17 protein-coding genes are annotated in these 14313 nt (G+C 58.2%); 12 read left to right on the top strand and 5 right to left on the bottom strand.

Annotated features, from left to right (window positions below):
• Nucleotides 1–103: 103 nt before the first annotated feature.
• The 4 genes from ABJM03_RS06525 to ABJM03_RS06510 are packed head-to-tail and all read right to left on the bottom strand — an operon-like array spanning nucleotide 104 to nucleotide 2772.
• A complete protein-coding gene (locus tag ABJM03_RS06525) occupies nucleotides 104–1138 on the bottom strand; it encodes a MaoC family dehydratase (RefSeq protein ID WP_348416536.1) in 1035 nt (344 codons plus the stop codon).
• Nucleotide 1139: 1 nt separating this feature from the next.
• Nucleotides 1140–1343 carry a DUF1737 domain-containing protein gene (locus ABJM03_RS06520; RefSeq protein ID WP_348416534.1) on the bottom strand — a complete coding sequence of 68 codons (204 nt, stop codon included), beginning with the start codon at nucleotides 1341–1343 and terminating at the stop codon, nucleotides 1140–1142.
• A gap of 13 nt (nucleotides 1344–1356) precedes the next feature.
• The gene (locus ABJM03_RS06515; RefSeq protein ID WP_348416532.1) at nucleotides 1357–1911 is read right to left on the bottom strand and encodes an NnrU family protein; all 555 of its coding nucleotides are present in this window, start codon (nucleotides 1909–1911) and stop codon (nucleotides 1357–1359) included.
• Between the two features lie 3 nt (nucleotides 1912–1914).
• The gene (locus ABJM03_RS06510; protein ID WP_348416531.1) at nucleotides 1915–2772 is read right to left on the bottom strand and encodes a CoA ester lyase; all 858 of its coding nucleotides are present in this window, start codon (nucleotides 2770–2772) and stop codon (nucleotides 1915–1917) included.
• A 295-nt stretch (nucleotides 2773–3067) separates the two neighbouring features.
• Between ABJM03_RS06510 and ABJM03_RS06505 the strand changes: the two genes are divergently transcribed.
• Nucleotides 3068–3397, top strand: coding sequence for a hypothetical protein (locus tag ABJM03_RS06505; RefSeq protein WP_348416529.1), 330 nt, complete (start codon nucleotides 3068–3070; stop codon nucleotides 3395–3397).
• Here ABJM03_RS06505 and ABJM03_RS06500 read toward each other — a convergent pair.
• Nucleotides 3394–4149, bottom strand: coding sequence for a sulfite exporter TauE/SafE family protein (locus tag ABJM03_RS06500; protein ID WP_348416527.1), 756 nt, complete (start codon nucleotides 4147–4149; stop codon nucleotides 3394–3396). The two genes, ABJM03_RS06505 and ABJM03_RS06500, sit on opposite strands and share 4 nt — an antisense overlap.
• A gap of 490 nt (nucleotides 4150–4639) precedes the next feature.
• Here ABJM03_RS06500 and mdh point away from each other — a divergent pair, with 490 nt between their 5' ends.
• The 11 genes from mdh to ABJM03_RS06445 all read left to right on the top strand — a co-directional run bounded on the left by mdh (nucleotide 4640) and on the right by ABJM03_RS06445 (nucleotide 14311).
• Complete coding sequence (gene mdh / locus ABJM03_RS06495) at nucleotides 4640–5602, top strand: malate dehydrogenase (RefSeq protein WP_348416526.1); 963 nt, start codon at nucleotides 4640–4642, stop codon at nucleotides 5600–5602.
• A gap of 338 nt (nucleotides 5603–5940) precedes the next feature.
• The gene (sdhC, locus tag ABJM03_RS06490; RefSeq protein ID WP_348416524.1) at nucleotides 5941–6324 is read left to right on the top strand and encodes a succinate dehydrogenase, cytochrome b556 subunit; all 384 of its coding nucleotides are present in this window, start codon (nucleotides 5941–5943) and stop codon (nucleotides 6322–6324) included.
• Between the two features lie 10 nt (nucleotides 6325–6334).
• Complete coding sequence (gene sdhD / locus ABJM03_RS06485; RefSeq protein WP_348416522.1) at nucleotides 6335–6706, top strand: succinate dehydrogenase, hydrophobic membrane anchor protein; 372 nt, start codon at nucleotides 6335–6337, stop codon at nucleotides 6704–6706.
• 202 nt (nucleotides 6707–6908) lie between these two features.
• On the top strand, nucleotides 6909–8714 hold the full coding sequence (gene sdhA, locus ABJM03_RS06480) for a succinate dehydrogenase flavoprotein subunit (protein ID WP_348416520.1): 1806 nt from the start codon (nucleotides 6909–6911) through the stop codon (nucleotides 8712–8714).
• A 20-nt stretch (nucleotides 8715–8734) separates the two neighbouring features.
• Entirely contained in the window at nucleotides 8735–9610 is an 876-nt protein-coding gene (locus tag ABJM03_RS06475; RefSeq protein WP_348416518.1) for a hypothetical protein, read from the top strand.
• Nucleotides 9610–9939, top strand: a complete 330-nt coding sequence (locus ABJM03_RS06470) for a hypothetical protein (RefSeq protein WP_348416516.1) — start codon at nucleotides 9610–9612, stop codon at nucleotides 9937–9939. The genes ABJM03_RS06475 and ABJM03_RS06470 overlap by 1 nt, the downstream gene beginning before the upstream one ends.
• A 46-nt stretch (nucleotides 9940–9985) precedes the next feature.
• The gene (locus tag ABJM03_RS06465) at nucleotides 9986–10765 is read left to right on the top strand and encodes a succinate dehydrogenase iron-sulfur subunit (RefSeq protein WP_348416514.1); all 780 of its coding nucleotides are present in this window, start codon (nucleotides 9986–9988) and stop codon (nucleotides 10763–10765) included.
• Between the two features lie 6 nt (nucleotides 10766–10771).
• A complete protein-coding gene (locus ABJM03_RS06460) occupies nucleotides 10772–11548 on the top strand; it encodes a hypothetical protein (RefSeq protein WP_348416512.1) in 777 nt (258 codons plus the stop codon).
• Nucleotides 11548–11763: a hypothetical protein gene (locus ABJM03_RS06455; protein WP_348416510.1), complete on the top strand. Its 216-nt coding sequence runs from the start codon at nucleotides 11548–11550 to the stop codon at nucleotides 11761–11763. The genes ABJM03_RS06460 and ABJM03_RS06455 overlap by 1 nt, the downstream gene beginning before the upstream one ends.
• Before the next feature lie 65 nt (nucleotides 11764–11828).
• Nucleotides 11829–13472, top strand: a complete 1644-nt coding sequence (locus tag ABJM03_RS06450; RefSeq protein WP_348416508.1) for an FAD-binding dehydrogenase — start codon at nucleotides 11829–11831, stop codon at nucleotides 13470–13472.
• The gene (locus tag ABJM03_RS06445) at nucleotides 13469–14311 is read left to right on the top strand and encodes a DUF1989 domain-containing protein (RefSeq protein WP_348416506.1); all 843 of its coding nucleotides are present in this window, start codon (nucleotides 13469–13471) and stop codon (nucleotides 14309–14311) included. Before ABJM03_RS06450 ends, ABJM03_RS06445 begins: the two co-directional genes overlap by 4 nt.
• The last annotated feature ends 2 nt before the right edge of the window (nucleotides 14312–14313 follow it).

The following is a 14313-nucleotide window of genomic DNA, read 5'->3' as shown; positions in this document are numbered from 1 at the left end:
TCGGGGCTCACGTCGAAAAGCTGCGACTTTACGGGGAGAATCGCAGCTTTTCGAAGGAAATGCATATTAAATTTAGTTGATAAACCGTCGTACCAGACGGGTATCAGATTGGAATAAGCGCCCAATAGTCGAGATCGAGCAGCACGGTCGGCAGATATTTGCCATCCTCGCCGCGCAGATCAAAGGCTTTGCCGCCTTTGGTCGCAACGAGTCGCAGGCGAATGGCCCCGACGCCGGGGGCGGGGGTTTCGGCCTTATCCAAGACTTCGGACCATGCGCGCACTGTATCGCCCGCAAGACAGGGGTTGGCATGTGTGCCGCCATTCAGCCCGACAACCATCTGCGCATTTGCCAGCCCGTTGAACGACAATGCCCGCGCCATCGAGATGACGTGACCGCCATAGATCAGGCGGCTGCCATCAGGGCGTGCAGAGGTGTCGAAATGTACTTTGGCCGTATTCTGCCACAGTCGGGTGGCCATCATGTGTTCGGCTTCTTCCATCGTGATGCCGTCGACGTGGTCGATTTTCTCGCCGACGGCATAATCGCCCCAGCGGTGCGGCTCTCCTGCGAGATCGAAGTTGTAATTGGTGAAGTCGAGGCCTTTGGGGATGACCAGATCCTTGGCGGCGATGGCCGAGGGCAGGTCGGGGATAGTGGTTTTTGGCGCGGGTGCATCTGCGTCGCGCTTGCGGACCATGACCCAGCGGACGTATTCCATGACTGTTTCGTCATGTTGGTTCAGGCCGGTCGTGCGCACATAGACCACGCCGGTTTTACCGTTGGAATTCTGCTTGACGCCGATGACTTCGGACTGGCTGCGTAGGGTGTCGCCGGGCCAGACAGGCAGCAGCCAGCGGCCTTGGGCATAGCCCAGATTGGCCACGGCGTTGAGCGACACATCGGGCACGGATTTCCCGAATACAACGTGAAAGGCGATCATATCGTCCAGCGGTGAAAACGGCAGGCCGCAATCCTGGGCGAATTGGTCGGAAGAATAGAGGGCGTGCCGCGCGGGGTAGAGCGCGTGATAGAGGGCGCGTTCTCCCATTTTTATGGTGCGCGGCACAGCATGGGTGAGGATTTGACCAACGGTGTAATCCTCGAAGAAATTGCCAGCGTTGGTCTTGGGGGTCATTTTATTGTTCTCCGAGTTTGGTGTCGGGGGTGTAGGTGCCTTCGACTTCTTTGGTGACGGCCTGACCGCAGCGCATGATGCCGGCGGCGTGGTCCCACGTTTGGGTCGGAGAGCCGTGCAGCTCCCAGCCTTTGTTTAGGGCGGCGGTGACTTTGTGGCAAAAAGCGGAGGTGTCTTCTTCGGAGAGAAATCGGTACAGTTTCATGGGTTCAGGTCTTTCAAGTGAAGGGATTAACGCCAAGCATCGTGTGAATGGCGGTGATGATGACGAACATTACCAGAGTAATGACGGCGAGGCGGATGTAGGTTTTGCGGCCTGCGGGGGCAGGGGCAGTCCATTCGGGTTCGGCCTTGTTAATCAGAATGACCGAGCCGATGGCCCACGCCATGAGACCACCAAACAGGATGATCGAGGCCAGATCACCATTAACCAGCAGATGGGCCAGCGCCCAGATTTTCACGGCCAGGAGTTGCGGGTGGCGGACCTTATAGGCGGGCCATGCTTTGGCCCCTTTGGCGGCAGACGAGCCATAGACCCAAAGTGCGAGCAGCATCAGCCCGTTGTTGAAACCGGTGAACAGGGCAGGCGGGGTCCAGACGGGGACAAACGCCGCCATGCGGTAGCCCGTGATCATCAGCAGCAGCGCCACGACGATCGCGACGGCGACGATACCTTTGCCCGGTTTGCCAAGCGCCACGCGTTGATCGGGCATAAAGCGTTTGAAATAATGGGCGGCGATCCAGAGGATCACGCCAAGAATGAGGACAAGCATAGGTTACTCCGCGCTGAGGGCTTTGATGGCCTCCAGTTTAGCCAGTGTTTCGCGGGCGGTTGCAACATGAAGATTCTCGACAATCTTGCCATCGACCACGGCAACGCCTTGTCCGGCGGCCTCGGCTTCGTTGAACGCGGCGATCTGACGCTGGGCGAGGTCAACCTCTTCGGGGGAGGGGGAGAAGGCGGCGTTTGCCACATCAAGCTGTGCGGGATGGATGAGGGTTTTGCCGTCAAAGCCCATATCGCGGCCTTGGTCGCACTCTATCTTCAGGCCGTCGTTATCCTTGAACGCGTTATAAACGCCGTCAATGAGCGCCACGCCATGCGCTTTGCCCGCCAGAACGCATAGGCCGAGCCCCGCCATGAGCGGCAGGCGGTCGGTGCGAAAGCGGGTTTGCAGATCTTTGGCCAGATCATTGGTGCCCATGACCATGCCTTGCAGTTTTGGGTGGGCGGCGATGGCGGCTGCGTTCAGCATGCCCAAGGGTGTTTCCATCATCGCCCATAGCGGCAGGTCGCCGGTGTATTGAGCAAGCGCGTCGAGATCGGCGGGGCTGTTTACTTTGGGCAGCAAGATTGCGTCGGCCCCCATTGCGGCGGCGGCTTTTGCGTCATCTATACCCCATTCTGTATCAAGCCCGTTGATGCGGATGATTTTCATGCGTGCGCCGTAGCCACCCTGTGTCAGCGCATCAGCCAAAGTGGCGCGTGCGGCGGTTTTTTCATCCGGGGTCACCGCGTCTTCGAGGTCAAAGATGATGGCGTCGGCGGGCAGGCCGCGGGCCTTGTCCAGCGCGCGGGGTTTGGAGCCGGGGATGTAGAGAACGGATCGCAATGGGCGGGCGATGGATGGCATGGAATGGCTCCTGTGAATTGACTGCGCAATAATATTACGCGTAGAGGTGCATTTTTGAGCTATAACTTCAAGATTGATTGTGCCGCGCTGCGGCAAAAACAGACACGCAACGGGAGCCGGACGCTGCGTTAACGCGGTTTTCAACCCAATGGTGCATGCTGGGCTCAAGTTGCAGATGTCGACGGAAGATTGCACCGCGCCACGGGAGGCCGGCTTGAGTTGAGGTTGCTGCGACGCGACGGACCCGTCGGGAGCACAGGCGTGCTGCCGCCTTATCATTGGAAAGGGCACTGAAATGACACGTACTGTAAAACTTATTAATCTTGCCGCATTGGCGGCGGGCGCTTTGATTGTTGTGATGACCACGCAAGCGCAGGCGCAGGTTCGCAATAATTGCGGCCCGCGTGATGTCGTCGTCAAAAAGCTGGCCGAAGGTTATGGCGAGACGCGGCAATCTGTTGGCATTGGCTCAAACAACGCGATGGTTGAGGTATTTGCGAGCGATGACACAGGAAGCTGGACGATTGTGGTGACGCAGCCCACCGGCGTGAGCTGCCTTGTGGCCTCTGGGCAGGCGTATGAGCAAGTGGCAGAAGCGCTGCCCGTGCCGGGTAATGATGCCTAGGTCAGGCCATCCCAGATCAGTTTGCAACCGGTGATGGTGAGCAGGATATAGGTCAGCGCAAAGAAGGCGCGTTCGGGCACGATCCGGTGGGCGCGCACGCCAAGCCATGTGCCCGCCAATGCAAAGGGTGCAAGCGCCAGATTGGCCTGTGCTGTTTCAAGCGTGAACATGCCCAGAAAGGCGTAGGGGATGAATTTGGCGATGTTGACCGCCCAGAAGATAAGTACCGAAGTGGCCTGATATCCCGTCTTCCCCAATCCGCGCGAAAGCAGAAAGACGGCGGCGGGCGGGCCGCCTGCATGGCTGATGAAACTGGTGAAACCTGTGACCAGGCCTGCGATCAGGCCTGCGCTATCGGACATGGGGCGTGCTCCGATATGCAGCCAGCCACGCGAAACGCTGATTTGCCAGATGACGAAACCGACAGAGACAGCGCCTATCAGCAGGCGCAGCAGGTCGGGCGAGGCAAGGTGGTACAGACCGGCACCCAGCGCCACGCCCGGCAAGGCGCCTGCGATCATCAATATCGCTTCGGGCAGGTGCCATTTGCCCCAATAGGGCCGCAAGGAGGCCACATCAATCAACATCAAAAGAGGCAGCATCACGCCCAATGCAAGCCCCGGATCCACGACCAGCGCTAGCAAGGAAGAGGCCGCAAAGGCGGCCCCCGAGCCAAAGCCGCCCTTGGATATGCCCGCAAATAGGACCGCAGGGCCTGCGACAGCAAAGAACCAAAGATCGAGTTCGAGCACATGCGCCTCGTAATTTTGTCTGGATGGGCGCACCTTTACACGATGGCGTGGGGGCGACCAGCGTCCATTCCGGTTTTGTGCTTGTTGATGCCTAACGGATGAAAGGCCAACCAATTATTGCCGTTGGGATGGTGGGCGAAATGGCCGATTGAGGGCGGTCGGTTGCGGTGATTCTCGGCGCTGGGCGGATTTTTGGGCGATTTGTGGTGTCCGGATTTCCGTTCCTTGGGGGAAACTGTGCGATCAACTCAAAGCGGCTGCTGTCGGGGATTTGCATGACCGGCGAGGATGATTTTTCTGCGCCGGGGGCTGCGAATGTGTAACGAGCCAAGGCGATTGACGAGGCGGACGGGAGAGGGGCAGGCGGGGGAAAGTGCCGTCGATTTGATGGTGTTTTATCCATTTTTAAACTGTGAACTACAGCCGTCTTGCGTGACAGGGCCGATGGGTTTATCCCCGCAGCAACGCAAACCTCATGGAGTACTGCAAGATGGCAAGAGCCAAAATCGCGCTTATCGGCGCTGGTAACATCGGTGGCACATTGGCCCACCTCGCGGCCGTAAAAGAACTGGGCGACGTCGTTATGTTCGATATCGCCGACGGCCTGCCACAAGGTAAGGCTCTTGATATCGCCGAGTCCGGCCCTTCCGAAGGGTTCGATGCGGCAATGTCCGGCACCTCCGATTACGCAGATATTGCTGGCGCGGACGTCTGCATCGTGACTGCCGGTGTTGCACGCAAACCCGGCATGAGCCGCGATGACCTGCTGGGCATCAACCTCAAGGTGATGAAGTCTGTGGGCGAAGGCATTGCAAAGCACGCGCCGGACGCATTCGTAATCTGTATCACAAACCCGCTGGATGCGATGGTTTGGGCACTGCGCGAATTCTCTGGCCTGCCACATGAAAAAGTCTGCGGCATGGCTGGCGTTCTTGATTCGGCACGCTTCCGTCACTTCCTTGCGGAAGAGTTCAACGTTTCCATGCGTGACGTGACTGCATTCGTGCTGGGCGGCCATGGTGACACGATGGTGCCGCTGACGCGCTATTCCACAGTTGCCGGTATCCCTCTTCCAGACATGGTGAAAATGGGTTGGACAACTCAAGAGAAACTGGACGCAATCGTTCAGCGCACCCGTGATGGCGGTGCCGAGATTGTTGGCCTGCTGAAAACCGGCTCTGCCTTCTACGCGCCTGCGACTTCTGCGATCGAGATGGCCGAAGCCTACCTCAAAGACCAAAAGCGTGTTCTGCCATGTGCGGCATATGTTGATGGCGCTTACGGTTTGAACGGTTTCTACGTTGGTGTGCCAACCGTGATCGGTGCCGGCGGCGTTGAGAAAGTTGTCGAGATCGGAATGGATAAGGACGAGCAGGCCATGTTCGACAACTCCGTCAACGCGGTTAAAGGGTTGGTCGAAGCTTGCAAAGGCATCGACGGCTCGCTGAGCTAAGTCTTTAAGAACATCATTTGTGAAAGGCGCGCCTGTAAGGGTGCGCCTTTTGCGTTTGGGTATGCCCTTTTGTTTTCCCGTTTATTCGTTGTGATCACAGGGCGTGGATTCGGGAAATCGGGGATCCTGTCAATATGGTCTCAGCTTTGATCAGGTGTGGCTCTGCGACGATATGACTATGTTGTGATCACGTGGGAGTTTCATGTGATCACAAATATTACCCTGTAAGTGAGAATCTTTCTAATTAGCGCAAACAACCGCCAGTTTTCACGTATGCACAGGTGACAGACGCAAAAATTACGGTAGATATATATCAGCTAGCTAAAAAGGAGCCTGATATGGCCGATGTGAACAGGGGCAATCGCCCGCTATCGCCGCATCTTTCGATTTACCGCCCGCAACTGACCTCAATGACGTCCATCCTGACGCGGATCACAGGCAATGCCATGTTGATCACGGCGCTTTTGGTGGTCTGGTGGTTTATTGCTGCTGCAAGCGGCGCTGAGTCCTTTGCGACTGCAAACGGTTTTCTGACCAGCTGGTTCGGCGATCTGGTCATGTTCTTCTCTGTGCTGGGGTTGTGGTATCACACGCTTGCCGGTGTGCGGCATCTGATCTGGGACAATGCAGTGATGATGGACATCGAGACAGCGGAAAAGCTGGGCTGGGCCTGTCTTGGCGGTTCGGTGTTGCTGACGCTGATCACAGTCATCATAGTTTGAGGAGCGTATCATGGCATTTTTGACAGATCGTAAACGTGCAATGGGCCTGGGTTCTGCGAAATCCGGTTCGGCACATCATTGGTCCATGACCATCAGCTCGGTCGCGCTGTTGATCCTGCTGCCGTTTTTTGTGTTCACCTTTGGCTCGGCTCTTGGTGGGACTTATGAAGAAATCATCGCCTATTATTCACGCCCGTTCCCTGCGATTGTTGCGGCCCTGACCATTCTGGTGACTTTCAAGCACTTTAACGACGGTGTTCAGACACTGCTTGAGGATTACGTGCATGGTCTTGCACAGAAGGTCTCTATCGTTGTGATGACCTGCGTCAGCTATGGCGCAGCTGCCGTTGGTATTTTCGCCATCGCACGGCTCGCGCTGTAATCGCGGGGCGATTACCTGCCCTGCGGGGCGGGTGCGGCATATGGCGGGGTGGGCTGTGCGCCGCACTCTGACGCGTTAGATAGATAGGTGACGGCGGGGATGCTCCGCCCTTAGGAATTTCTCATATCGGCCAATGGGCCGACCAAATTGACGGGGTCCGTGCCGCAATCGGGCAGGCTCCAAACCATCGAGAGGGCACGATATGGCTGCTTATGAATATGAAACCCACGAATACGACGTTGTCGTTGTCGGGGCTGGCGGCGCGGGTTTGCGCGCAACATTGGGTATGGCCGAACAGGGCCTGAAGACAGCCTGTGTTTCCAAGGTTTTCCCAACCCGTTCGCACACGGTTGCGGCACAGGGTGGCATTGCGGCCAGCCTTAGCAATATGGGGCCGGATAACTGGCAGTGGCATATGTATGACACGGTTAAAGGCTCTGACTGGTTGGGTGACACCGATGCGATGGAGTATCTGGCCCGCGAAGCGCCCAAAGCGGTGTATGAGCTGGAGCATTACGGCGTGCCGTTCTCGCGCACCGAGGGTGGCAAGATTTACCAGCGTCCTTTCGGCGGTCACACCACTGAATTTGGCGAAGGCCCCCCCGTGCAGCGTACCTGTGCTGCGGCGGACCGGACGGGTCACGCGATCCTGCACACGCTTTACGGCCAGAGCCTCAAGCATAAGGCAGAGTTCTACATCGAATATTTCGCCATTGATCTGGTGATGTCCGATGATGGTGTCTGCCAAGGTGTGCTGTGCTGGAAGCTGGATGACGGCACGATGCACCTGTTCAGCGCCAAGATGGTTGTGCTGGCCACGGGTGGTTATGGCCGCGCGTACTTTAGCGCCACATCGGCCCACACCTGTACAGGTGATGGCGGTGGCATGGTGGCCCGTCAGGGTCTGCCGTTGCAGGATATGGAATTTGTTCAGTTCCACCCGACCGGCATCTATGGCGCAGGCTGTTTGATCACCGAGGGCGCGCGCGGTGAAGGCGGTTATCTGACCAACTCCGAGGGCGAGCGGTTTATGGAGCGCTATGCGCCGACCTATAAAGACCTCGCGTCCCGTGATGTTGTGTCGCGCTGTATGACGATGGAAATTCGCGAAGGCCGCGGCGTGGGTGACAAAGGGGATCACATCCACTTGCACCTCAACCACCTGCCAAAAGAGACATTGGATCTGCGCCTGCCCGGTATTTCCGAGAGCGCGCGCATCTTTGCCGGTGTTGACCTGACCAAAGAGCCGATCCCTGTTCTGCCGACTGTTCACTATAACATGGGCGGTATTCCGACGAACTATTGGGGGGAGGTTCTGAACCCGACGGCGGATAGCCCTGATGCGGTTTCGCCAGGTTTGATGGCTGTTGGTGAAGCAGGCTGTGCCTCGGTACACGGTGCGAACCGTCTTGGCTCGAACTCATTGATCGACCTTGTGGTGTTTGGCCGCGCGGCGGCGATCCGTGCTGCACAGATCGTTGATCCAAAGACCCCTGTACCAACGCCAAACCAGAAATCGGTTGATGCCGCGTTTGAGCGCTTTGACGGGCTGCGCTATGCCAAGGGTGCGATCCCCACGGCCGAGCTGCGTCTTGAGATGCAACAGACCATGCAGGCCGATGCGGCGGTATTCCGTACCGACAAAACACTGGCCGAAGGCGAAGAGAAGATGAAAGGCGTCTCAGCGAAAGTTGCTGATTTGCAAGTCACCGATACCTCGCTTGTCTGGAACTCGGATCTGATGGAAACGCTGGAGTTGACCAACCTGATGCCAAACGCGGTGGCCACAATCACCGCTGCGGCAGCGCGCAAAGAAAGCCGTGGTGCGCATGCCCATGAGGATTATCCGGACCGTGATGATGAAAACTGGCGCAAGCACAGCCTGATCCGCTTTGAGGATGAGGCCGCTGATCTGACGTTCCGTCCTGTGCATCTTGATCCGCTGACCAAGCTGGATGAAGGCGGGATCGACCTGAAGAAAATCGCACCGAAAGCGCGGGTTTACTAAGCATGGGCGAGGCGGCGCAGATGTTGAACAGCTGGCCGCAGGCGGGGGTATCCCCTGTCTGCGCGTTGCAGGTGTTTGGCATGCGCCGCTCTGGCAACCACGCGATCATCGATTGGCTGATGCGCAACGCGCCCGAGGATGCCTCGGGCGGGATTTTCTACAACAATTGCAAATTCGGCAAAGACCCGATGCGGACCTATGCCTCGTTGGATGTCTTTGACGCTAACCGCAAAAAGCCGCCGTACGACAATACGCCAGAGGCCAAGCGGACCGGACAGGCGGGGGCGCAGCCGATGGTTGTGATCTCGTATGAGGATCGCATGCCGCAGCCCGCAGGCGCGCCTCAGAAGGCAAGCGGCGGTTTGACGGATGCGAATTTTAACCATCAGGTGATCATCTACCGTAGTTTTCTGAATTGGTCCGCGTCGCTATTGGCAAAGATCAAAAAGAACCCGGGCTTTGGTGCAACGGACCGGATGCGGATTATGGCGCTTGCCTTTGCGACCTATGCGCAAGGGTTGGACCGTGTGGGTGCAGCGCAAGGGGTGATCGGGATTTGTTATGACGACTGGATGACGCGCGAAAGCTATCGTGCGGATATTCTGACGCGTCTTGGCCTGCCGCAGCGCGATCTTGATCGTGGCAAGGTGCAGCGCTTTGGTGGCGGATCTTCCTTCCAGAAAAAAGTCGAACGGGCAGAAGAACTCGACAGTGTTGCGCGCGATGCGGCGATGGCATCGGACCCCGAATATCAGCTGCTTCTTTGGACTGCCGCACATGATTTGCGGTTCATGGAGCGTATACTCCCACATTTTGAACAGGATGCAGAGCGCATGGCCGAATTGGCCGAAAAAGCAAAGCTCGGCATGACACTACCGCCCAGAGAGGCCCAATAATGATTAAACTCGTTTCCTCGCTTACTGCCGCCGCATTGACGCTTGTCGCCTGTACAGGTGTCGAGCAGGCCGTAGACCAGACCGGACGCAAAGCCGCGACCAAGGCGGTCACAGAAATTATCGCGCTGAATTTTCCGCAGGTGCCCAAGCCGCTGATCCAGACATTCACCGGCTGTGTTGTTGAAAACGCATCCGCCGTCGAGGTGCGCGAACTTGCCAAGGCCTCTGTCGTCGGCGTTGATGACGACACAATTGCCGTCGTGCGGAACGGTCTCGCCCGCCCCGCCACACAAAGCTGTCTGCGCGAACGCGCGCTGACCAATCTCTGATAAAATACGCGGCACGCCGCGCTGATTGACCCAAAGGAACAGCATCATGGTACAATTGAAGCTCCCCAAAAATTCTCGCATGACCAGCGGGAAAACATGGCCCAAGCCGGAAGGCGCGACCAATCTGAAAGAGTTCCACATCTACCGCTGGAACCCGGATGACGGTAAAAACCCGTCCGTGGATACGTATTTTGTCGATCTCGACACCTGCGGCCCGATGATTTTGGACGCGATTATCAAGATCAAGAACGAGATCGACCCCACATTGACCTTCCGCCGGTCCTGCCGTGAGGGGATCTGTGGCTCTTGTGCGATGAACATCGACGGGATCAACACGCTGGCCTGTACCTACGGCATGGCCGAGGTCAAAGGTGTGGTGAAGATTTATCCACTGCCGCACATGCCTGTGGTCAAGGATTTGATCCCTGACCTGACGCACTTCTATGCGCAGCACGCGTCGATCAAGCCGTGGTTGGAAACAGATACGCCAGCGCCTGCGAAAGAGTGGAAGCAGTCGATTGATGACCGCTCCAAGCTGGATGGCCTGTATGAGTGTATCATGTGCGCCTGCTGCTCGACTTCTTGCCCCAGCTATTGGTGGAACGGCGATCGCTACCTCGGGCCCGCAGCCTTGCTGCATGCTTACCGCTGGATCATCGACAGCCGCGATGAAGGCACCGGTGAGCGTTTGGACGAATTGGAAGATCCGTTTAAACTGTACCGCTGCCACACGATCATGAACTGTGCCAAGACATGCCCGAAGGGTCTGAACCCTGCATTGGCGATTAGCCAGATCAAGAAACTGATGGTCGAGCGCACCGTTTAAGCGGCAATGTTTGGCTGGTTGAAGAACATGATGGGCGGCGCGCGCGAACCTGCGCCGCCGCCCATTCCACAAGAGCCGCTGACGCAGGCCGATTTGATCCGCGCACTAAAGCGCCATTGCGCGCCGCTGTTGTTTTGCAAGCCGGCGACGATTGATCCTTTTGCAACGATGTTTGGTGCTGTGCGGCTTGAGCGTAAGGGCGAGGTCTGGCCCAGCTGCGAGGGCGCGCCGCTTTGGCCTGTGCTACAGGTCAACTTGAGGGAAGCACCGGTGATACCAGAGGCGTTGCGGGATCTGTCGTTATTGACGTTGTTCGTCGCGCCAGATCACACGATTCCGCCGACCCGTATGATCGACACAGGCCAGCCTGATCCTATGGCGACATGGGCGATACGCAGCTATTCGACGTTGCAGGCTCTGACCATTCCAAAAGCACCCAAACATGGCAGTAATTTGCGGCCCCAGCTGGGCGAATGGGCACCTGCGGTGATTGATTGCGCCAATGACGATGTGGCGGAGCAGGTGATCGACACTGCGGCCAATGATCTACCCGATTATGAGCGTTGCGAGACGCTTGCACAGACCAAATTGGGCGGGTGGCCTGCCACGTCAGGGGCTGTGCCTTGGTGGGACCGCGAACCGACAGGCGATACATGGGATTTTGTTTTGCAGATCGGGAATGAACCGAACGCAGGCTGGCAGGGTTGGGGTGGCGGGATTGCCTTTATTGCGCGTTCGCGCGAGCGGCCGCACATCTGGGCCATAGACGTGCAAGTTAGCTGATGGTTTTATTGTTTGCTCCGATTATCTTTGGCATCGTTGCCTATCTGGCTTGGCGAAACCGTGAGGTGCGCGGCTGTCGCTGGCGCGCTGATAGCACGCGCGACAAGGGCACGCTGCGCATGTACCGCTGTGCGGCTTGCGGGGCCGAGGCATTCACCGCCAGTAAAGGCCCGCCACAGACCTGTAAAAAGGGTTTGGGCGGTGCCCCTTTGTAACTGCACGTCATCTATCGACAGCTATGCTGCGCCCCGTGTAGCGTGATCAAAACAGGGAGCACAGCATGAGCGATTTTACAGCTGATATTATTATCGTAGGCGCGGGGCTGGCTGGAATGACGGCGGCGCATGAGGCGGTTTTGCGCGGGCGGCGCGTGCTGTTGCTTGATCAGGAAGGGCCGCAAAGCCTTGGTGGGCAGGCGTTTTGGTCATTGGGCGGCTTGTTCATGGTCGACAGCCCCGAACAGCGGCGGCTGGGGATCAAAGACAGTGCCGAGCTTGCGTGGAGTGACTGGCAGGGATCGGCGCAATTTGACCGCGCCGAGGATGCAAATCCACGGCTTTGGGCCGAACGCTTTGTCGAGTTTGCGGCAGGCGATATGCGCGACTGGCTGCATGGGCTTGGCATGCGCTGGTTCCCCGTTGTCGGCTGGGCCGAGCGTGGCGGCGCGCAAGCGGGCGGGCATGGCAACACGGTGCCGCGGTTTCACATTACATGGGGCACTGGCACGGGGGTGGTAAAGCCTTTTGCCGATCTGATGGTGCGTCATGCGGCGGACGGGATGCTGCGCCTGGGGTTTCGCCACCGTGTGGGGGATCTGATCGTCGAGAACGGCGCGGTGAAGGGCGTCAGCGGTGATGTGCTGGAGGATAGTACAGAGCCGCGCGGGCGCTCTAGCTCGCGGAAGGTGGTGGGCGCGTTTGAGCACCGTGCGGAGGCGGTGATCATCACGTCTGGCGGGATTGGTGGCAATCACGAGATGGTGCGTAAGCACTGGCCGGCGCGCTTGGGCAAGGCCCCATCGGTGATGGTTGCGGGTGTGCCGGATTATGTGGACGGGCGGATGCACGGCATCGCGGCCAAAGCGGGGGCGGGGCTCATTAATGAGGACCGCATGTGGCACTATTGCGAGGGGCTGCAAAACTTTGACCCGATCTGGCCAAATCACGGCATCCGTATTTTGCCGGGTCCGTCCTCTATGTGGTTTGATGCCAAAGGCGACCGGATGGAGCCGCCGTTCATGCCCGGTTTTGACACGTTGGGCACGCTTGCGCGGATTTTGCGGGCGGGGGAGCATAGTTGGTTTATCCTGACGCAAAAGATCATTGAGAAGGAATTCGCGCTGTCCGGTTCCGAGCAGAACCCCGACCTGACTGAGGGCGGTTGGCGCGAGGTGCTGAGCGCGCGACTGGGCAAAGGGGCGACCCCTGCGGTGGAGGCGTTCAAGGAAAAGGGCGCGGATTTTATCGTGGCCGATGATCTGGAAACGCTGGTGGCGCGGATGAATGCGTTGACGCCGCAGGCCCCTGTGGCGCTGGACCATATCCGCAGCCAAATTCGGGCGCGGGATCTGCAATTGGGCAACAGCTTTTGCAAGGATGCACAGATTACCGCCATCCGCGGGGCGCGCAGCTATAAGGGTGACAAACTGATCCGCACGGCCAAACCGCATGCAATCCTTGATCCTGAAAACGGCCCATTGATTGCGGTGCGGCTAAATGTAATTACGCGCAAATCACTTGGCGGTTTGCACACGGATATCGAGGGCCGCGTGTTGACGCCTGAGGGGGCGGTGCTGCCTGGTTTGTATGCCGCGGGCGAGGCCAGCGGATTTGGCGGCGGCGGTTACCATGGATATAACGCGCTTGAGGGGACATTCCTTGGAGGATGTCTTTTCTCGGGCAGAACAGCAGGACAAAACGCATGACAGCACCCAAAGACGCGCAAGCCCGCCGCGATATCGCGCCGGTTATTTGCTATCCGGTCGAGACATTGCCCGCCCCCGATATGGGCGTGTTGGACGCGGCACGGGCCACGCTTACCAAAACCGGTGAGGTGATTGTGCCGCCCCGCGATGCGGCGGCGTTTACGGTGCCGGCGGGGCATTTCTTTTCCATCACTTCGGTCGAGGGTGCGCAGGTGGGGGACTTGAACCTGTGGAACGCCAATGATCTGGGGGAGCGGTTTTATTCCGGTAAAACCCGCGCGCTGCATGGCACGCATATCACGCGCGGGCAGCGCATGTGGTCCAGCTTTCCGGCGCTGCGGCCCATGGCTACGATTACGCACGACAGCCTTGAATGGTACGGTAAGGATGCTTTTGGCGGCTCGGTTCATGATGTGATCGGGACGCGGTGTGATCCTTATACGCATAACCTGTTGTCCGGCGGCCAGTACCATCATTGTTGCCATTCGAACCTCACCCGCGCGCTGGCGGACCATCTTGGGGTCTCGCTTGCCGAAGCTGAACCGCATGTGCATGACGTGCTCAACGTCTTTATGTGCACTGGGTTCACCCGTGATACAGGGCAATATTTCATGAAAGCCAGCCCTGTGCGCCCCGGTGACCGGTTGGAGTTCTTTGCCGAGATTGATCTGTTGGGCGTGTTGAGCGCCTGTCCGGGCGGCGATTGCAGCACGGTGCATTCATCCGATAAGGCGGCCTGCTATCCGCTATTGGTCGAGACATTTGCACCGGACCCTGCGAGCCTGAAAGACTGGCAAGCTCCGGCGCTGAATGGCTATGACCGCACGCACGGTCGCTAAGG

This window comes from Sulfitobacter sp. (genome assembly GCF_039977885.1).
Lineage (GTDB): Bacteria > Pseudomonadota > Alphaproteobacteria > Rhodobacterales > Rhodobacteraceae > Sulfitobacter.
Note: the sequence above shows the minus strand (reverse complement) of the source record. Positions and strands in the feature narration are given on the sequence as shown.